Annotated in this window: 17 protein-coding genes and 1 pseudogene; 10 read left to right on the top strand and 8 right to left on the bottom strand. The window is 62.6% G+C overall.

The features are described from left to right. A pseudogene (locus H7995_RS27105) lies at positions 1-828 on the top strand (PAAR domain-containing protein); the annotation flags it as partial. Beyond that, positions 825-1,214: a hypothetical protein gene (locus tag H7995_RS27100; RefSeq protein WP_166592966.1), complete on the top strand. Its 390-nt coding sequence runs from the start codon at positions 825-827 to the stop codon at positions 1,212-1,214. The pseudogene H7995_RS27105 and the gene H7995_RS27100, both read left to right, overlap by 4 nt. 197 nt (positions 1,215-1,411) lie before the next feature. Here the strand turns inward: H7995_RS27100 and phnX are convergent, their stop codons facing one another. The 7 genes from phnX to phnD form a co-directional block, all read right to left on the bottom strand. Then, entirely contained in the window at positions 1,412-2,239 is an 828-nt protein-coding gene (gene phnX, locus H7995_RS27095; RefSeq protein ID WP_166592964.1) for a phosphonoacetaldehyde hydrolase, read from the bottom strand. Positions 2,240-2,322: 83 nt separating this feature from the next. Beyond that, complete coding sequence (locus H7995_RS27090) at positions 2,323-3,195, bottom strand: LysR substrate-binding domain-containing protein (protein ID WP_166592963.1); 873 nt, start codon at positions 3,193-3,195, stop codon at positions 2,323-2,325. 40 nt (positions 3,196-3,235) lie between these two features. Further along, positions 3,236-4,531, bottom strand: coding sequence for an MFS transporter (locus tag H7995_RS27085; RefSeq protein WP_166592962.1), 1,296 nt, complete (start codon positions 4,529-4,531; stop codon positions 3,236-3,238). A gap of 126 nt (positions 4,532-4,657) precedes the next feature. Next, positions 4,658-5,749 (bottom strand): iron-containing alcohol dehydrogenase PsrA, encoded by a 1,092-nt coding sequence (psrA, locus tag H7995_RS27080; protein ID WP_166592961.1) that lies wholly within the window; start codon positions 5,747-5,749, stop codon positions 4,658-4,660. Between the two features lie 136 nt (positions 5,750-5,885). Next, positions 5,886-6,704, bottom strand: a complete 819-nt coding sequence (gene phnE, locus H7995_RS27075; protein WP_185819222.1) for a phosphonate ABC transporter, permease protein PhnE — start codon at positions 6,702-6,704, stop codon at positions 5,886-5,888. Between the two features lie 2 nt (positions 6,705-6,706). Continuing rightward, complete coding sequence (gene phnC, locus H7995_RS27070) at positions 6,707-7,504, bottom strand: phosphonate ABC transporter ATP-binding protein (protein ID WP_185819221.1); 798 nt, start codon at positions 7,502-7,504, stop codon at positions 6,707-6,709. After that, positions 7,501-8,367, bottom strand: coding sequence for a phosphonate ABC transporter substrate-binding protein (phnD, locus tag H7995_RS27065; RefSeq protein ID WP_166592959.1), 867 nt, complete (start codon positions 8,365-8,367; stop codon positions 7,501-7,503). The genes phnC and phnD overlap by 4 nt, the downstream gene beginning before the upstream one ends. 109 nt (positions 8,368-8,476) lie before the next feature. Here phnD and H7995_RS27060 point away from each other — a divergent pair, with 109 nt between their 5' ends. Next, entirely contained in the window at positions 8,477-9,352 is an 876-nt protein-coding gene (locus H7995_RS27060) for a LysR substrate-binding domain-containing protein (RefSeq protein ID WP_166592958.1), read from the top strand. Positions 9,353-9,377: 25 nt separating this feature from the next. Here the strand turns inward: H7995_RS27060 and H7995_RS27055 are convergent, their stop codons facing one another. After that, positions 9,378-10,325, bottom strand: coding sequence for a site-specific integrase (locus H7995_RS27055; RefSeq protein ID WP_265538306.1), 948 nt, complete (start codon positions 10,323-10,325; stop codon positions 9,378-9,380). Positions 10,326-10,795: 470 nt separating this feature from the next. On the opposite strand from H7995_RS27055, the gene tssB reads away from it, so the two are divergent. The 7 genes from tssB to tssH all read left to right on the top strand — a co-directional run bounded on the left by tssB (position 10,796) and on the right by tssH (position 19,967). After that, positions 10,796-11,299 (top strand): type VI secretion system contractile sheath small subunit, encoded by a 504-nt coding sequence (gene tssB / locus H7995_RS27050; protein ID WP_166592956.1) that lies wholly within the window; start codon positions 10,796-10,798, stop codon positions 11,297-11,299. 34 nt (positions 11,300-11,333) lie between these two features. Continuing rightward, entirely contained in the window at positions 11,334-12,872 is a 1,539-nt protein-coding gene (tssC, locus tag H7995_RS27045; protein ID WP_185819220.1) for a type VI secretion system contractile sheath large subunit, read from the top strand. A gap of 20 nt (positions 12,873-12,892) precedes the next feature. After that, the gene (gene tssK / locus H7995_RS27040; RefSeq protein WP_166592954.1) at positions 12,893-14,248 is read left to right on the top strand and encodes a type VI secretion system baseplate subunit TssK; all 1,356 of its coding nucleotides are present in this window, start codon (positions 12,893-12,895) and stop codon (positions 14,246-14,248) included. Next, a complete protein-coding gene (gene tssL / locus H7995_RS27035; protein WP_166592953.1) occupies positions 14,245-14,928 on the top strand; it encodes a type VI secretion system protein TssL, short form in 684 nt (227 codons plus the stop codon). The genes tssK and tssL overlap by 4 nt, the downstream gene beginning before the upstream one ends. Beyond that, on the top strand, positions 14,925-16,676 hold the full coding sequence (locus tag H7995_RS27030; protein ID WP_166592952.1) for an OmpA family protein: 1,752 nt from the start codon (positions 14,925-14,927) through the stop codon (positions 16,674-16,676). The genes tssL and H7995_RS27030 overlap by 4 nt, the downstream gene beginning before the upstream one ends. Before the next feature lie 14 nt (positions 16,677-16,690). Further along, on the top strand, positions 16,691-17,182 hold the full coding sequence (locus H7995_RS27025; RefSeq protein ID WP_166592951.1) for an Hcp family type VI secretion system effector: 492 nt from the start codon (positions 16,691-16,693) through the stop codon (positions 17,180-17,182). 154 nt (positions 17,183-17,336) lie between these two features. Next, on the top strand, positions 17,337-19,967 hold the full coding sequence (gene tssH / locus H7995_RS27020) for a type VI secretion system ATPase TssH (RefSeq protein ID WP_185819219.1): 2,631 nt from the start codon (positions 17,337-17,339) through the stop codon (positions 19,965-19,967). The last annotated feature ends 6 nt before the right edge of the window (positions 19,968-19,973 follow it).

The raw sequence follows: 19,973 nt of genomic DNA, 5'->3' as shown, positions 1-19,973 counted from the left end.
CCCTCCTGTACCTACCAGGAAGCGCAACTGATGCAGGCGGCTCAACAGGTCAAGGCAACCCTTGATCCCCTGACGCCGCACGAGGCCGATTTTCTGCTTAGCCACGGCGCTGAAATCGCCAGTTTTACCGGTCACACCTCAACCTGGCTCGGCATCAGTGCCCTGGTCATGGAAAACCACCTGGGCAGGCTGCGGGACACGCTCCAGGCCATGGAGCGCTTGCATCAGGAAAGCTATCGCCAGCATGGTCACCTCAAATCACCGCAGTTTTTCGCCGATCGCAGGCACCTGATCACCCAGTTGGACGCACATCTGCTGAACTCGACGCGGCTGCGGGGCCAGACCACCCTGGGCTATCACCCCAAGTTGAAAACGGCCCTCGGCATTTCCAGTCGAAGCCTGGTCCATCATTGGGACAAGGCCGGCGCGCCGGGACAGATACCGGGGTATGCCACGCATGTCAGCGCTACGAGTCGTGCTGCGCAATACATGCAGTCGGGCGGTTACATCGGGATTGGTATTGGCGGGGTGTCCTCGTTGTTGGCGATTCAGGAGGTATGTATTGGCGATTCGGGGGCGGCTTGCGAGAAGGTGAGGTTTACGGAGGGAGGGAAGTTTGGCTTGTCCACCTTTGCTGGTGCCGTGAGCGGGAGGATTGCCATCTCTGCCGCAAGTCCGATTTGCGTGGCAATTGGCGTATCTACAGGTATCGGGGGCGTTGTCTGTGTCGCGGCCATAGTGGGGACGGGGGCATGGGTGGGTACGGAGTACGGTGGTAAGGCTGGCGAATACATGGGGGAGAAAATTTACGAGGTTACACAACCATGACCAGTATCGACACGTGGTCTCCCTGGATTGCGATCATTGTTACTGGTGGGTGGAGCCTGCTTGCAGCTGCGGGTCTTGCGTTCAGTCTATACCTGAGCAACCGTCAATTGGACGCCATTAAGGAGGCCTTGAAGAACAGTCGTTATGTCTATATCTGGGGACCTAGCCTGGGAAAGCGAGGTTTTATTTGGTCCCTGTTGGAGATATCAAAAATCGCCGGAATGGTGGTGTGGCCATGGGCATCACTTCGCATCGGTGAACTAGACCCTATCGATCTTAAAAACTTTCCTACTCGCTTGAAACGTCTTCTGATTATCGATTTGACGATAATGATCATTTCCTGCACTTGGATGGGAATTGCAGTCGTGCTGATAAAGTTTAAATAGCTTGATGGACGACCATTCCAAACTGAAAACAGCCCTCGGCATTTCCAGTCGAAGCCTGGTGCATCACTGGGACAAGGCTGGAGCGCCGGGACAGATACCGGGTTATGCCACGCATGTCAGTGCAACCAGTCGCGCTGCCCAGTATATGAAGTCCAATGCACCTCAAGCACTCAACGCGCTTGAGGTGCACGCGTGGCTCAGGCGCCTTGTGGCGTTTCGCCCCGCGCCAAGCGGGCGTTGATCTGCTCGATTACTGCCGGCAACTCGGCAATGGTGTCGATCAGGTAGTGCGGGCGGGCGCCTTCGAAGGTCTGGCTGATGCGGGCGTGGGCATCGGCCAGTTGCTCGGGGCTCAGTGCCTGGAACTGTTCGTAGGTCAGGCCCAGGGCGTTGCCGGAGCAGGTCAGGGCGACTGTCCACATGCCGGCGCTGCGGCCTTCGAGGATGCCCGGCCAGGTGTCGTCGACCTTGACGCACGCCGCGACGTCGCTGACGCCCAGGGCGATCACGTTAGCCAGGGCCTGGGCCGGGTACGGACGGCCGTTGGGCACTTCGTCGGTGGCCACCACATGGTCGGCGACGTAGCCGTTGGCTCGGGCCAGTTCTACCACCTTGGCCATCACCACCGCCGGATAGCCGGAGCAGGAACCGATTTTCAGGCCCTGCTCGCGGAGTGCGGCGATGGCCTCCAGGGCGCCCGGGATCAGGGCCGAGTGCAGGGCGATTTTCTCGATCTGCAGCGGCATGAAGCGCTCATAAAGTGCGGTGACGTCTGCATCGGTCGGCAGGCGATCGAACACGGCACGGTAGCGTTCGGCAATCTGCGGTTGATTGCACAGGGTGCGGATGTGGTCCCACTTGCCCATGCCCATCGGGCCGCGGGCCTCTTCCAGGGACACGGCAACGCCGAACTCGGCAAAGGCCTCGACGAAAATCTGCGTAGGGGCAAAGGAACCGAAGTCGACGACGGTGCCGGCCCAGTCCAGGACCACGGCTTGCAAGTGGGTCGGTTGTTGATAGTGCATGGGAAATCTCCAGTGTGTGGGTAGGGGGTGGCCGTCCTTCGTGCAAGGAAGCAGGGCGCAGGGGTGAAGGTGGGACAGGGTTATCAGGTGGCCGGTATCGGGCTTGAGTCGAACAGCTCCGCGATCATTGGTCGGTGGCGACGGATGCCCAGACAGCACAGGTGGTAGTCGATGGCGAACGGGTGATTGACGAACGTGATGGGAGTGGTGCCCGGGGTGTGGGCGTACTCGACAGCCGAGACAAAACCAATACCGATGCCCTTGGCGATGGCGTGGACAATGGCTTCGCGACTGTTCAATTGCATCACGCAGTTGAGTTCGACGTTCAGCCGCTTGCAGCTTTCCTCAACCAGTTGCCGGGTCCGCGAGCTCTTCTCGCGAAGCACCCATTTCTCGGCACTGATCTGCTCGACATGCACCTGTTCCTGCTGCGCCCAGGGATGGTCGTCACGGACCACGGCGATGATCGGGTAGCGTCGGTATAGCTGGGTGTCGAAACGCTGGTCGAATTCGGACAGGGCAAGGATCGCCACGTCGATGTCGAAATTGAACAGCCGCGCCAGGGTTTCCTTTTCCGGGCTGAAGGAGGTTTCCAGCTCGATGTCCGGATGCTGCTGCATCAGTTCATAGGTCAGGTTCATCGCGATAGGCGGTGAAACCGCCCCCAGGCGTAGCATGCCGGTCTTGCGTTGCTTGAAACTGTGCAGCAGTTGCACGGCTTCGTCCTCCTGGCCGAACAGGCCCTGGGTGATCCCGTAGAGCTGGTGTCCGGCCGCACTCATTTCGATAAAGCGGCCACGGCGGTGGAACAGTTCCACCGAGAACTTCTTCTCCAGGGCGTTGACCTGCTCGCTGACCGTTGGCTGGCCGATACACAGGTAGTCGGCCGCCAGGGTGAAGCTGCCGGTCTTGGCCACGGCGTGAAAGGATCGGAGCCACTTGTGGTACTGGTACATGAATGCGCCTGCCTGTGAGTCGAAACGGAGTGCCGGGCCATCAACGCCGGATGAACAGCGCAACCAGCGCACTGCACAGGCAGGCCGCGGTCACCACGATGAAGATCAGCGAGGTATTGCCGGTACTGTCGAGCATACTGCCGATCAAGGGTTCCGCCAGGCCCGCGAACAGATAGGAGGAGAAGTTCATTACCCCGGTGGCCGTGCCCGCCCGTTTGGCGCCGACCAGGTCGGGGCACAGGGCCCAGAAGCTGGAAGCCGGGCCATAGACAAAAAATCCGCAGAGAAACAGCGCCACCAGGCCGATCATGCTGTGGGGCGGCAGGCTCCACATCCACAGGCTGGTCGCCGCGCCGAGGAACATGTAGAGCATGATCGCCAGGTAACGTTTGGAGCCGAACAGCTTGTCCGACACCCAGCCATTGGTCAGCGCGCCGATCGCCATGCCCACCGGCAGGGCCACGGTGATCCATTTCGGATCCACCAGGCTGTCGCCGCTTTTCCAGTCGGCGCCGAGAAAATGCACCGGCACCCAGACGATCAGGCCGTAGCGGGCGGCGTTCTGGAAACCCAGGGACACTGCGGCGACGATCAGCCGGGCATTTTTCAGGACTGCCTTGTAGCGTTGCGCGGAGGTTTCGACCTCGCCTTGCGCCACCTCGTGCTGTTTGTCCGCGGCATTGGCCACACCGGTGTCGGCCAGCGGCTCGAAGCCCAGGTCCTGCGGGCGCTCACGGGCAATCAAGTAGAACAGGATGCCGCCGGCCAGCATCAGCAACACCGGCAAGCGGAAGATCCAGCGCCACTCCAGCTGCAGCACCTCAAGCACCACGATTGAGGTCACGTAGGACAGCACCGAGGCGCACCCGGCAGCAAACACATAAAAGCCATAGACCTTGCCGCGCTCGCCAGCGCTCCACCAGTTGGAGATCAGCCGGCTGCCGGGCGCCCAGCCCAAGGCCTGGAAGTAGCCGTTGATGCCCCAGGGCAGGATCAGGCTGGCAAACCCGGCAGAGAAGCTGGTCACCCAGTTGGCGCCGCAGGACAACACGGCGCCCAGGGTCATGATCCGCCGGCCACCGAACTTGTCGGCGAGGTTGCCGTTGATGGCCTGGCCGATGGCGTAGGCCCAGAGCATGGCGGCCGACACCCAACCGAGGGTTTCCTTGCTCAGGCCGAACTCGGCCTGGATCCCGGGAATGGCAAAGCCGAAGGTTTGCCGGCCGGTGTAGAAAAACAGGTAACAGAACATCGCCGCCAGCAACATGCGCCACTGGGCGACGCGGAACGAAGCCGTGTGGGTAGCGAGACCCGGCAGGGTTTGGGCACGATTCATGATCTTTTCCTTATTATTGTTCGCCCCTCGAGCCATCGCCCGAGGGTGACACCGATTTACCGGTGCCGCAGGAAATCGCCGCGGCCGGTGGCGCCGCAGGCAGTGCGTGTTGGGTGAACGCTGGATCTAGGCCGCCTGGCAACCGATGAAGTTCTTGCCGCGCGCGCCCTGCAGGGCGAACTGGATGATGGCCTCGGCGTCCTGGGCGGTGACGCCGTAGTCGGCAAACTCGGTCTTCACGCCCACGCTGTGCAGCAGGTCGCGCAACTGGGCCTGGGCCTTGGCCAGGTCGCTGCCGAAAATCCGTTGCAGGGTCTGGTCGCGCTCCTGGTCGTGACCCCAGGCCAGGCCCAGCACCAGGGGCAGGGTGAAGGAGCAGGCGATGCCATGGGGCAGGCCGTGGCGCAGGGTCATTTCATAGGAAATGGAGTGGGCCAGTGCGGTCTTGGTGTTGGAGAACGCCATACCGGCCTTGAGCGCCGCCAGCGCCATGCGCGTGCGCAATTCCTGGCTGGACAAGTCGCGCAGCAACCGTGGCAGGCAGTCGAGGATGTCCGCGATGGCGGCCATGGCGAAGGTGTCGGAGATCGGGTTGGCGTTGACGTTCCAGATCGACTCCAGGGCGTGGGACAGGGCGTCCAGGCCGGTGGAGACGGTGACGCTGGCCGGCACCGTCAACATCAGTTGCGGGTCGATGATCGCCACCTTGGGCCAGGTGCAGTCCAGGTGCAACGAGTACTTCTTCAGGCTGGCGCTGTCCCAGATGGTCGCCCAGGGGGTGACTTCGCTGCCGGTGCCGGCGGTGGTCGGCGCGGCGATCAGCTGTTTGCTGCGCGCCGGGACAAAGGGTTTGCCGGTTGCCAACAGGGCCAGCAATTCGTCGAAGCGCCCCGACTCGGTGCCGACGATCAGGGCCTTGGCGGTGTCGATGGCGCTGCCACCGCCCACGGCGATGACCATGCTGCAGTCGTCGGCGTCAGCCCAAAAGCGTTCATAGGTATCGCGCAGGTGTGCCACGTCGGGGTTGGGCTGCACGTCTTCAATCACGTACACCAGGCGCTCGCCCAGCAGTTCTTCGATGCGCGCCACCAGGCCCAGCCCGCGCGCCTCGGGGAATGTCACCAACGCGACCTTGTGCTGTTGGGTAATGGCGGCCAACTGTTGCAGGCTGCCCCAGCCGAAACGAGTGTCAACCGGGTTGTGGAATCGGGCGGTCATCAGGGAGTTCCTTATTGTTGTTGGCGAGAGTGGCCCCATACTCGGGGGCACTCGCCAACAGCTCAAATCGATAAATCGCAGGTTTGAATCGGCGGGGCCGATAACAGCCCGCAGCCGTTGGTGCAGGTACCGTGGCTCAGTGGCTGGAACCGCGCTGGATCGCATTGCGCAGCCTGCCGGACACGGCGTCGGCGATGACCACCATCAAGGTAATGACGATGATGCAGGTGGCGGTTTGTTCGTATTTGAACAGTTTGAGGCTGCTCACCAACTCGAACCCCAGGCCGCCGGCGCCGACCATGCCGAGCACGGTGGCCGAGCGCAGGTTGACCTCGAAGCGGTAGAGGATCACCGCAATCCAGGCCGTGATGACCTGTGGCAGCACACCAAACACTATCACCTGCAACGGCCTTGCCCCGGTGGCCTGCAAGGCCTCGATGGGGCCCTGGTCGATTTCCTCGATGCTCTCGGCGAAGAACTTGCCCAGCATGCCCATGCCATGCAGCGCCAACGCCAGCACGCCGGGAAAGGGGCCCAAACCCACCGCCGAGACAAAGATCAAGGCCAGGATCAGTTCGTTGATACTGCGAGTGACGTTGAGAAACTGCCGCGTGGCGTGGAACACCAGGCGGTTGCGACTGAGGTTGCGCGCCGCCAGGAACGACAACGGAATCGCCAGCAGCACGCCAAGCAGGGTGCCCCAGATGGCGATCTGCAGGGTTTCGATGGCCGGGGCCAGTAATCGCGGGAGGATGCTCAGGTCCGGGGGCATAGTGCGGGCGAGGAAGTCGCCGATTTGCGGCAGGCCGCCGGCCAGTTCCGCGACGCTGAGCTGCGCGCCCTCGGCGCTCCAGTGCAGGGTCAGCACGACTGTCAGGACCAGCGCCGCGCTAAGCAGCCAGCTCCGCGCGCTGCGCGGTCGGTCCACGGTCCACAGGTAGTTGTTCGGTTGCATGCTCAAGCCCTCGGTTCGCTGCACGGCACCAGCGCCAGGGCGCTGGCCACGGGTTGGGCGTCAGGCGCTGGGTCCTGGCCGGGATAGATGCGTTGCAGGTCAGCCTCACCCATGCTCGCCGGGTGGCCGTCGAACACCAGGCGACCGTGGGCCAGGCCGACAATCCGGTCGCCAAACTCACGGGCGTAATCCACCTGGTGCAGGTTGCACAGCACGGTGATCCCCAGTTCCCGCGATGCATCGCGCAGGTACTGCAACACCAGGCGAGCGGTCTTGGGGTCGAGGCTGGCCACCGGTTCGTCCGCCAGGATCACCTGGGGACACTGGGCCAGGGCGCGGGCAATGCCGACCCGTTGCATCTGCCCGCCGGAGAGGGCGTCGGTGCGTTCGTTGGCCTTGTGCTCCAGCTCCACCCGTTGCAGGCATTGCCTGGCCAGTGTCACATCGGCTTGGCGGAAAAGCTGCAGGACTGAGCTGAAGGTGGATACGGCGCCCAGGCGTCCGGTCAGGACATTCTTCAGCACGCTCAGGCGCGGCACCACGTTGTGGTGCTGGAAGATCATCGCGACCTGGCGGCGCAGCGTCCGCGGATCGCGGCAGGAGCGGGCATCGATGCCGGCCACCTGCAGGGTGCCGGAGTCGGCCTGGACCAGGCGGTTGATGCAACGCAGCAAGGTCGACTTGCCGGCGCCGGATTGCCCCAGGATCACCACGAACTCGCCTTGGCCGACGTCCAGGTCGATACCGCGCAGCACCGGGTTGCACCCGTAGTGCTTGGTCAATTGGCGGATGCTGATCATTTCATGCTCCGCAAATCCAGATCGAGCACCTTGGCAGTGTCGCGCACCACGTCATAGGCCGCGTCGCTGGTGGGCTGGAAGCCGTCGAGCACACCCTGGTCACCCCACGGCACATCCTTGATCGAGGCCAGGGCGCTGGCGACTTTCTGTTGCAGGGCCGGGTCCAGGTCCTTGCGCCAGACCATCGGCGACTCGGGAATCGGCCGCGAGCTCCAGACCACCTGGAAGTCGTCCTGCTTGACCAGGCCCTTGCTCACCGCGCTGGCAAAAATCCGGTCGGCTACCGCCGCGGCGTCCACTTTGCGGTTCTCCACGGCGAGGATGCTGGCGTCGTGGGAGCCGGAGAAGATCACCCGGGAAAACAGCTGCGCCGGCACGAACCCGGCCTGCTCAAGGCCCGCCTTGGGGAACAGGTGGCCGGACGCCGAGCTGGGGTCGACAAAGGCGAAGGTACGGCCCTTGAGGTCCGCCAGCTCGCGGATGCCGCTGTCCTTGCGCGCGACAATCACGCTCTTGTAGGCGCTTTGCCCGGTTTTGCGGGTGACGGCGACCGCGAAGGCTTCGACATTGGCCACCGAGGTGGCGAGGACGTAGGAGAACGGGCCCAGGTACGCCACATCGAGCTTGCCGGCACGCAGGGCTTCGATGATGCCGTTGTAGTCGGTCGCAACGAAGGGCACCACCGGCATGCCCAACCGGCTTTCCAGGGTGCTGAGCACCTGTTTGCTGGCTTCGATCATCGCCTGGGAGTCTTCGGACGGAATCAGGCCAATGGTCAGTTGGTCTTTGGCGCTGGCGAGGCCGGCGGCGGTCAGGGTAAGAGCGATGCTGGCGACACGCAGAAATGAGCGCAGAGGTTTCATGGCAATCCAGGGAGTGGGTTGGAGTTGCCTCAGGCTAGAAGTGTCACGTGACAGTCATTCGATCAATTCAATATGGGTTCAGGCAGTTAACTATTGATGGAGTCTATGGATGTCCAGCGCAAAGATGCGGGCTTTCCTCGCGGTGGCCCGCCACGGCAGTTTCAGTGCCGGGGCACGGGCGCTCGGCCTCAGCCAGCCGACCCTGACCACCCAGGTGCAAGCCATGGAGCGGCAGTACAACCTGGAGCTGTTTCACCGCCGTGGGCGGCGCATCGAGTTGTCCGATGTCGGCCGGCAATTGCTGCCGATCGCCCAGGCGATGGCGGCGCTGGACCTGGATGCGCACAACCTGCTGCGCGATTCCGGCCGGCTCGACAGCGGGGAGTTGCGGCTGGGGGCGGTGGGGCCGTTCCATGTGATCGAGATGGTCGACCACTATCTGCAGCGCCACCCCCGTATCGATGTGTCGATCCGGGTCGGCAACTCGGCGCAGGTCCTGGCCGATCTCGAGCGCTACGTGACGGACATCGCGGTGCTGGCCGGTCGGCACGACGATCCGGCGCTGTGTGCCGTGCACTACGCGCGCCACGCGATCATCCTGTTCGCCCACCATGCCCATCCCCTGGCCGCGCGCGGCTCGGTGCGCCTCGAAGAACTGGAAGGCCAGGCGCTGCTGCAACGCGAGCCCGGCTCCACCACCCGCGCGGTCCTCGACGCCGCCCTGCAGGCCGCGGGCGTGGTGCCGCGAATCGCCATGGAGATCGGTAGCCGGGAAGCCCTGCGCGAAGCCGTGGTCCGCGGGATTGGCCTGGGCGCGGTGTCCGAAGCCGAATTCATCGCAGACCCACGGATCCGCGCGATCCGCCTGGAAGGCGACCCGCTGTACACCGAAACCTACCTCTATTGCCTGGCGGAGCGACGCTCCAGCCGGCTGATTTCATCGTTCTTCGAGGTCTTGCTGGCGGGGCAGTCCCAGGCGTCGTGAGTGACAGGCCGGGCGGGCCGATGGATCATTCGAGGGCGAGCGGGGTGATGCCTGGCGCCAGCGGTTTTTCCGCCAGGCCCCCAAAGCTGTGAGAGGCGTCGACATAGCGCATCGCCGACTTGACGTCTTTCCAGCCGACATAGCTCATCAGTGACTTGATGTCCCAGCCGTTGGCGGTCGCCCAGGTGGCAAAGCCGCGGCGCAGGGAGTGGCTGGTGTACAGCTCGGCGGGCACCCCGGCTCGGCGAAACAGGCGCCGCAGCAAGGGGATCAGGCTGTTGGCGTGCAAACCGTCCGGTGCCAGGTTGCCCCAGCGATCCAGGCGCCGGAACACCGGCCCATAGGCAATACCCGCGGCCGTAATCCAATTGCCATAGGCCTGCACCGGGCAGAGCTTTTTCAGGGCCGGGGTCTGGAAGCGGGTCCCCAGGTGCTGGCGATCGCCCTTGCTGTGGGGCAGGTAGAAGCTGATCCCGACACCCGCCTGCATCTCGGTGTGTTCTACCCGCAGGCGGGACAGTTCATCTGCGCGAAAGCCGCGCCAGAATCCGATCAGCACCAGCGCGGCATCCCGCCGACAGCGCAGTACCGTGGGCCAGTCGTGCTGCTGGGCGGCCAGCGTTGCCTGCTGTTCGAGCCAGTCGATGGCCTGTTCCAGGTGCTGAAGCAACAGCGGCGCCGCCTGCTTCTCCTGGGCCGGATGCAAGGTGCGGATGCCCTTGATCATCTGGCGCACCGTCGGTGTCTTGGTCGGGTCGGGAAACCCCTGGGTGATGTGCCACTGGGCGAGGGCAGCCAGGCGTTGCTTCAGGGTGCTGATCGCCAGTTGATCGGCGTAGTCGGCCAGGTAGCGCACGATGCTGTCGCCCGTCGCCGGCAGAAACCCGCCCCAGGTCACTTCGAAGTGCTCCACCGCGGCACGGTAACTGCGCCGGGTGTTCTCCCGGGTGCCGGCCTTGAGGTAGCGGTCCACCTTGTTCAACTTTAGCTCCCCACAGTGCCTGATCAGGTTTTGTCGAGCAAAGTAGAGCGCAAATCCTGGAAAACAGCAAAAAACCATAAGAAATAAAGGCTTGGAGCTGATGCAGGAGACCACGAGGCGGCTGTTATCAAGCGTTTGATAAATCGACGCAGTTGGATCGTATCCAGATACAGAATGTTTATGGGCAACCTCCAGCGTAACAAAGTTCGCTGTTTTGTTATTGAGCAGTACTTGATTTCACAACTGGAAAATTTGCGTTGTAGGGTGTTTCCTTAAATGTGTACGAAATTTCCATTTCTTATATTTGGGGCTGGAAACACCTCTGTAAGTCATCCATCATTACAACTTGCAGGTGTTTATCTTGTTTATTTTTTTTGCCGGAAAAAAGGGATTTACCTAACGAGGCCGGTGGATCGGTTGCCGAGATGCCACCGGCTGTCACGTTATTGTCTGGAGGATGTATGGCGTCAAGTAGTTTTCAGAACGAAGTGCCCAAGGCGCGGATCAATATCAAGCTCGACTTGCACACTGGCGGAGCACAGAAAAAAGTCGAGTTGCCTCTCAAGCTGATGGTCATGGGCGACTACAGCAACGGCCAGGAGCTGCGGCCCCTGTCGCAAAGAACCAAGATAAACGTTGATCGCAACAACTTCGATAGTGTCCTCGCCGAGTTCGCCCCTGACCTGAAAATGACAGTGGCCAACACCTTGGCTCAAGACGGTTCGAAGACAGCTATCGAGTTGAAGTTGCGTAACCTCAAGGATTTTGAACCTGAACAGGTAGCGCGGCAAATACCGCAACTACGTGCACTGCTTGCGATGCGCAATCTCCTGCGCGACCTAAAGTCCAATCTGCTGGACAACTCAACTTTTCGTTACGAACTCGAGCTCATACTCAAGGATGAAGGGTTAAGTCACGAGCTTCGCAATGAACTGGCTGCCTTGGCTGTGCAAGAAGATCGCTAACTGCGCCCGGATTCTTTAAAAGGAAGTTTATCCCATGCCTGTAGAACATCCCCACGCGCAGTCGCGCGACGCACACGTGTTGACCGAAGAAAGTCGCGGCGTCTATGGCGCCCTGTTCAGCAAGATCAACCTCAGTCCAGTTGCGGAGTTGGGCGGTATTGAAACTTTTCAAAGCAGCGAGGCATTGGCCGAGGCCACTGCCGACGAGCGAGTGACCGCCGCCGTCAGCGTGTTCCTCAAACTGCTAGAGCAGTCGGCACAGAAGGTCGAGCGCCTGGACAAGAGCCTGCTCGACGAGCACATTGGCGCGCTGGATGCGCAGATCAGCCAACAACTGGATGCGGTGATGCATCACCCGGACTTCCAGCGAGTCGAGTCAACCTGGCGCGGAGTGAAGTCGTTGGTCGATCAGACCGATTTCCGCCAGAACGTGCGTATCGAGCTGCTGGATATCAGTAAGGAGCACCTGGTACAGGATTTCGACGATGCCCCTGAAGTCGCGCAAAGCGGCCTTTATGTGCAGACCTACACCCAGGAGTACGACACCCCGGGCGGCGAGCCGTTCGCCGCGGCCATTTCCAACTTCGAGTTCGATCGCAGCCCGCAAGACATTGCCCTTCTACGTAACATCTCCAAGGTCGCGGCCGCCGCGCACATGCCGTTCATTGGCGCCGTGGGCCCAGCATTCTTCGGCAAGGAGTCGATGGAGGAGGTGGCTGCAATCAAAGACATCGGCAACTACTTCGACCGTGCCGAATACATCAAGTGGAAAGCCTTCCGTGACAGCGACGATGCCCGTTACATTGGGTTGACCATGCCACGGGTACTTGGCCGCTTGCCATATGGCCCGGACACTGTGCCGGTGCGCAGCTTCAACTACGTTGAGAGCGTCAAGGGCCCGGACCACGACAAATACCTCTGGACCAGCGCTGCGTTTGCGTTCGCCGCCAACATGGTCAAGAGCTTCATCACCAATGGCTGGTGTGTGCAGATTCGTGGCCCACAGTCTGGGGGCGCGGTCAGCGAGCTGCCGATTCACCTGTACGACCTGGGCACAGGTAACCAGGTGAAGATTCCATCGGAGGTGATGATCCCCGAGACCCGTGAATTCGAGTTCGCCAACCTCGGTTTCATTCCGCTGTCGTACTACAAGAACCGCGACTACGCCTGCTTTTTCTCGGCCAACTCGACTCAGAAGCCAGCGCTCTACGATACCGTCGATGCCACCGCCAACAGCCGGATCAATGCCCGTTTGCCGTACATCTTCCTGCTGTCGCGCATTGCTCATCATCTGAAGCTGATCCAGCGCGAGAACATTGGCACCACCAAAGACCGGCGCTTGCTGGAATTGGAATTGAACAAGTGGATAGGCGGGCTCGTGACTGAAATGACCGACCCTGGCGATGCCTTGCAGGCTTCGCACCCCCTGCGTGATGCCAAGGTGACCGTCGAGGATATCGAGGACAACCCCGGGTTCTTCCGCGTCAAGCTGTACGCCGTGCCGCATTTCCAGGTGGAAGGCATGGACGTCAACCTGTCGTTGGTTTCGCAAATGCCGAAAGCGAAAGCCTGATCACTTTGTAGGAAATCTTGATGAATATCGACCGCCCCCTGTGGAATGCGGGAGCCCTATTGTGCCCGCAGCAATTCCAGCAGCAGGCTCGCTGGGAAGCCCGTACCAACGAGACCATTGCCCATTTGTCGCAGGTCCATCCATGGGGCGTGCAGGCCGTGGCTTTCGACGCGCAGGCCCTGAAGCTGGGCCTGCTCAAGGCGACTCAGTTGTGCGTGCGGATGCCTGACGGCACCCTGATCGATAGCCAGCAAGCAGATCGTCTGCCTCCGGCCCTGGAACTGGCTCGCCTGCTGCCTGAAACCTGCCAGCAGGTCACGCTGCTCCTGGCGCTGCCGCTTGAACAGGCCAATGGCAACAACTGCCTGTTCGAGGGTGACAGGGCAGACCGGCCGGTGCGTTATCGCCAGGATTGGCGCCAGGTGCAGGATATCTTCGGCGATGACGTGCAATCGGTCGGCGTACTGGAATATGCGCTGAGCTTGCGCCAGGAAAACGATGACAACGGCGACTACCTGACCTGTGCGGTCGCGCGCCTGATACGCGACGGCCTGGGTACCTGGAGTCTCGATCCGGCGTATGTGCCGCCGCTGATCAGCTTTGCCGCGCATCCCGGTTTGCTCGGGCAACTGGACAACCTGCTGACTCAGCTGTCGGCCAAGCGTCAACGGCTGATGGGAATGCGCCGCGAAAGTAACCAGCGCATGGCTGACTTCGCGGTGGCCGATGTGTCGTTGTTCTGGCTACTCAATGCCTTGAACACCTACCAGCCGATCCTGGCCGATCTGCAGGCGCACCCTGCGCGTCATCCGGAGCAGGTGTATCAGGACCTGGTCAAGTTGGCGGGCAGCCTGCTGACCTTTTCCCTGGATCACGATATCGAGCAGATTCCGAGCTATCGGCACACCCAGCTGGAGAGTGTATTCGCGCCCTTGATGAGCACCATCTCAACCTTGCTCGAAGCCAGCCTGCCGTCGCGTGTCATTGCCCTGGAACTGCAGGAGACCGGGGCCAATCGCTGGCAGGTCAGCCTCAACGATGGACGCTTGCGTGAGCCGGGTGGCGCGGACTTCTACCTCTCGGTGCGCTGCCGCCTGCCGGTGGTGCAGGTGCAGGAGCAGTTCCCGCGTCTGTGCAAGGTCGGTACCCCGGATGATGTCTCGCAACTGGTCAACGCCGCGCTGGACGGTGTTCCGTTGCAGCCCCTCAGTCATGTACCGGCGGCCATCCCGTTGCGCTTGGAAAACCAGTACTTCGCCCTCGACCTGAGTCACCCCAAGGGGAGGGCGATGCTCGCGGCAGGGGTCTGTGCTTTCTACGTGCCCAGCACGCTGACCGACGTCCGTCTTGAACTGTTTGCGGTACTGCGCACATGAGCCTGAGCGCTGCACACAACCACCGCGCCCTGGCGGTGGATATCGATGGGCTGATGCAAGATAGCTATCTGCTGGTTGTCGAACTGCGCCAGGGAGCATCGGCGCAGAACAGTGATCAGCTGTGGCAGCGCTGCGTTGAACAGGTAGAGCGGGTTCGCCAGGACCTCGAGGCAGCCCACGTCAGCGAACGCAGCATCGAACTGATCAGCCACGCGCAGTGCGCCTTGCTGGATGAAACCATGCTCGGCTGTGCCCAGGGCGATGCCCATGCGAGGTGGGCCGGCGAGCCACTGCAGGCGAAGTTCTTCAACCGGCATCAGGCCGGCGAGTTTTTCTATACCGACCTGCGCGAAGTGCTGCACCAACCTGCGCCGGACCCGCTGGTGCTGACCACCTTCCAGCGCGTGTTGATGCTCGGCTTTCGCGGGCGCTACCCCGACAACGATGATCCTGAGCGTGAACAATTACTGACCATGCTGACTGCCCGGGTCGCGCCCTTTGAGCTCGACCACGTCCTGCCCAGCCAAAGGCGTGCGAGTCGGCGCCTGGGCTGGCTGGGGCGGGACCATTCGCCGCTGGTCCATCTGTTGATGGCGGCACTGGTGCTCGGGCTGGTGTGGTGGGGGCTCGACCAACTGCTGGGCAATGTCATCGCAACGCTAGTGCCGGGGCAGGCATGAAAGCGTTACCGATGACGTCCAGGCAGGCGCAAGGGCTTTGGTTGTGGGCCGGGGGGCTGTGGCTTGGGTTGCTGATGATTATCCCGCTCGCAGGCTGGCTGCGGGTCATGATGGTCTTGGCCGTACTGTTGCTCGTCGGCCGGGCCTGGCGGCGCGCCCGCCATGAGGCGCGCCTGCGGCGTGGTTGCTTGGTGCTGGCCGAAAACGCCTGCCTTCCACCGCCCGGGTACCGCTTGCCCGTGGTGCTGGTCTGGGGGGATAGCGCCAACGAATTGTTCGCGCTCCCCCCGACGCCGCAGATCGCGCTGCGCACTACCGGGCAAGGCTGCTTCGTACGGGTACCGAGCCTTGAACAACTGCCAACACTGGTCGCCGGGCTGCTCGCCGAACGGGGGCAGTGGGGCGAACAACTCAGTGTGCTGTTGATCATCAACCCCGCTGAGCATACCGACAGCGCCGCACTGGCTGGACAACTGCGCGCCTTCTGCCACCAGGTGGCGCAAGTGCGCAAACGCGGGATCGGCTTGCCGCTGATGCTGGCGAGCTACCTGCAGAGTGCGCACGGTGCCGGTCCATGGTTCAGTTGGGAGGCGGGGCAGGCCCAGCCTTGGGTACGTGAATCCACCGCCTGTGTCAGCCTCGCCGATTGGCAGCGCCAGGTCGCTGATCCTGGCACCCGGGCCGCACGTTTGCAGGTCAGCGTGCAACTCAACAGTGCTGCGGCCTGGCTCGCCGAATCAGTCCTGCCACACCTGGCCAAGCGGGACGGACATACCACCGTCGAGCCCGCGCTGGCTTGCGCCGTCACCCTGGTGCCGGCCCTGGCCGGCACGCTGTCGGGCAACCTGTGGCAGCAGTGGCTGCGCGACAAGCTGGCCCTGCTCGATAGCCCCTTGGCACAACGGCAGGTGGACAGGCCGTTGATCTTTCCCGATCCGTTGCTGTCTGTCGTGCCAATCCGCCCCTCTCGTTCGCCGTTGCGTGGCGCACCGCTGATCGCACTTTGGCTGTTCGTCGCAGCGGCTGTCGTGGCCCTCGCCAGCTCGGCCTGGCAGAACATTTTGTTGGCCCGGCAGGTCAGCGATGATCTGCGTCGCTACCACGTCATTGCTTTCAGCGAGCGGTCTGAGCATCCATCGTTCACCCAGCGCGAAGACGCACTGGCAACCCTGCGCCAGTCCGCAGTGCGCCTGGATCACTACTACCGCCGTGGCGCACCACTGGCCCTGGGACTCGGCCTGTATCACGGCGAACGATTGCGCACGCCATTGCTGGCGACTATTGCCGGACACCGGCAGCCAGCGGCCTCGACCCCGGCGCACGTGAGCCGCCCGGTTCGCCTGGACAGCCTGTCACTGTTCAGTAGCGGCAGTGCGCGGCTCAAGCCGGACTCGACCAAAGTGCTGATCAACGCCCTGGTCGGCATCCAGGCCCAGGCCGGTTGGCTGATCGTCATCGCCGGGCACACCGACGCCACCGGCAACACCGAGCACAACTTGAAACTGTCCCGCGCCCGCGCGGCGGCGGTGCATGACTGGATGCAGCGCATGGGTGACATCCCCGACAGCTGCTTTGCAGTCCAGGGCTTTGGCGCCAGCCAGCCGATCGCCAGCAATGCCACCGAGGCCGGGCGCTCGGCCAATCGACGCGTCGAAATCCGTCTGATCCCGGCAGCGGGGGCCTGTGTGTTCCCCACCGCCGGATCGGACAGACAACCCCCTGCCGCGACAGCGGCAATCGAGTACTGAGAAAGGAGTTTCACATGGCAATTCCCGTTTACCTGTGGCTGACCAATGACGGCGGCGGCCCAATCAAAGGTTCGGTGGACATGCAAGGGCGAGAGGGCAGCATCGAAGTACTCGCTCTGGACCATAACGTGTCGATTCCGACCGACAACAACACCGGCAAGCTGACTGGCACGCGCATTCACTCGCCGTTTACGTTCACCAAGGAAGTCGACGCGGCCACCGTTTATCTGTTCAAGGCGGTGACTTCCGGCCAGACCCTGCAGAGCGCTGAATTCAAGTGGTACAGCATCAACACCGCAGGTCAGGAAGTGGAGAGCTACAGCGCATTGCTGGAGCAGGTCAAGGTGGTGAATGTCGCCTCGAAAATGCACGACATCAAGGACCCCACCAAGGAAAAACACAACCACCTGGAGGAAGTCGAACTGCGCTACGAAAAAATCACCTGGTCCTTCAAGGACGGCAACCTCAACCACTCGGACGCCTGGAATACGCGCGAGAGCGCTTGACCTGAAAGCGCCAGCAGGCTGACGCCGGTCTGCTGGCTCCGGTGTGCTGGGTTGAGTGTCCGTGCGCGGATGCTCAGCCAATCACATCGCGCGGCACACCTAGCGCTGACGCAACCGTCCGCGCACCCAGAATCCAGTATAAGGACGTACCTGCATGGCCCCTGACGCCACCCGTTTGCTTCGCCGCCTCAATCCCTATTGTGCCCAGGCGCTGAGCTCGGCCGCTTCGCTGTGCCAAAGCCGAGCCCATGGGCAGATCAGCATCGAGCACTGGCTGCTCAAGCTTTTGGAACAGGGCGAGGGCGACCTGACCCTGATCGCGCGTCGCTACCAATGGGACATGGATGCGCTGTGGCGAGGCCTGCTCGAGCACCTCGACCGTCTGCCGCGCAGCGTGCAGGGCAAACCTCAACTGTGTGGCAGGTTGCAGCAACTGATCAGGGATGCCTGGCTGCTGGCCTCGCTGGACGACCATTGCACCAGCCTGCGCTCTGCCCACTTGCTCGGTGCCTTGCTGCAGACGCCAAGCCTGCTGGCCTGTGATGCGGCATGGCCATTATTGAGCCTGGGTCAAACGCAGTTGCAGCAGCTATCCGTCCTGCTCGATCAACACTCCGAAGAACGTCCCCAGGCACAACAGCAAAGCGCGATGGGCGACGACAGCCTGTTGCCTGACCCGTGCCCACCGCCGGCGGACGATGCCTGCCAGGCGGTACTCCAACGATTTACCCAGGACCTCACCGCCAAGGCCAGGGCCGGGCAGATCGACCCGGTGCTGGGTCGCGACGACGAAATCCGCCAGGTGATCGATATTCTCAGCCGCCGACGCAAGAACAACCCATTGCTGGTCGGCGAGCCTGGGGTAGGCAAGACCGCTCTGGTCGAAGGCCTGGCGTTGCGTATTGCCCAGGGCAATGTCCCCGACAGCCTCAAGCCCGTCAGTGTACGCACCCTCGACCTGGGGCTGTTGCAAGCTGGCGCCGGGGTCAAGGGAGAGTTCGAACAACGCCTGAAAAACGTCATCGAGGCGGTGCAACAGTCGACCAACCCGGTGCTGCTGTTCATCGACGAAGCCCATACCTTGATCGGCGCCGGCAACCAGGCCGGCGGGGCGGATGCGGCGAACCTGCTCAAGCCCGCGTTGGCCCGGGGTGAGCTGCGCACGATTGCAGCGACCACCTGGAGCGAATACAAGCAGTATTTCGAGCGCGACGCCGCCCTTGAACGACGTTTCCAGCAGGTCAAGGTCGACGAACCGGACGATGCCAGCGCCAGTCTCATGCTGCGAGGCCTCAAGGCGCGTTATGCCAGCCACCACGGCGTGCACATCCACGACGCGGCGGTCCAGGCCGCTGTCAGCCTGTCACGGCGCTACCTGACCGGTCGGCAACTGCCGGACAAGGCTGTCGACTTGCTCGATACCGCCAGCGCCCGGGTACGCATGAGCCTGGACTGTGAGCCGCAAGCCCTGGTCTGCCTGCGTGCCCGCCAGGTTGCGCTGGGCCTGGAGCGCGAGGCCCTTGAAGCCGACCAGCACCTGGGCGGTTGCCAGGCCCGTGAGCGTCTGGCATCGATTGCCGCGCAACACGCCGACCTGCAGCACCAGCAGGCTCAACTGCAGCAGCACCATCAACAGCAACTGGACCTGACCCGGCAACTGCTCGACGCCCGCCAGGCCGTGCCAGCGTGCATGGACACTTGCACCCGCTTGCAGGCGCAACTGAGCGACGCCCAGGGCAATCAGCCCCTGGTGTCCCTCGACGTCACGGCGCGCAGTGTCGCTGAAGTCATTGCCGACTGGACCGGAGTGCCCCTGGGTAGCCTGCTCAAGGATGAACAGGCCAGCCTGCTGGCGCTGGAGCAGGAACTGGCGGCGCGGGTAGTTGGCCAGACGCCGGCGTTGAGTGCTCTGGCCCAGCGTCTGCGAGCGGCGCGGACCGGCCTGACCGAAGAAAAAGCACCCCTGGGGGTATTCCTGCTGGTGGGCACCAGCGGTGTCGGCAAGACCGAAACCGCCCTGGCGCTGGCGGACTGTTTGTTCGGCGGCGAAAAGTCGTTGATCACCCTCAACCTGTGCGAATACCAGGAAGCCCACACCGTCAGCCAACTCAAAGGCTCACCGCCCGGTTATGTCGGCTATGGCCAGGGTGGCGTGCTCACTGAGGCAGTCCGCCAACGCCCCTACAGCGTGGTACTGCTGGACGAGGTGGAGAAAGCCCATCGCGACGTCCTCAACCTGTTTTACCAGGTCTTCGATCGTGGCTTCATGCGCGATGGCGAAGGGCGGGCAATCGACTTTCGCAACACCGTGATCCTCATGACCTCGAACCTGGGCAGCGATCAACTGCAAGCCTGTCTCCAGCAGCAACCCGATGCGCCGGACAGTCTTCTGCACGAACGGCTGCACCCGCTGCTGCGCGAGCACTTCCAGCCGGCCTTGCTCGCACGCTTCCAGACCCTGATCTATCGCCCGCTGCCAGCCTGCGCGCTGAAGCGCATCGTCGGCCTCAAGCTGGCCAAAGTCGCCGAGCGCCTGCAACGCCACTACGACCTCGAATGCCACTACGACGAGCCACTCAGTGACGCCCTGGTGAGCGCCTGCCTGCTGCCCGACGCCGGCGCACGCAGCATCGACAGCCTGCTCAACCAGCAGATCCTGCCGGTGCTCAGCCAGCAGTTGCTGCAACGCCAGGCGGCCCGCCAGCCCAGCCACCGCGTGACCTTGGGTTACAGCGAGGAGCTGGGCGTCAGCTTGCAGTTCGCTGACGGCGCCACGGAGGCCTGAGCATGT

This window comes from Pseudomonas kielensis (assembly GCF_014236655.1).
Lineage (GTDB): Bacteria > Pseudomonadota > Gammaproteobacteria > Pseudomonadales > Pseudomonadaceae > Aquipseudomonas > Aquipseudomonas kielensis.
This window is presented reverse-complemented; position numbering and strand designations above follow the sequence as displayed.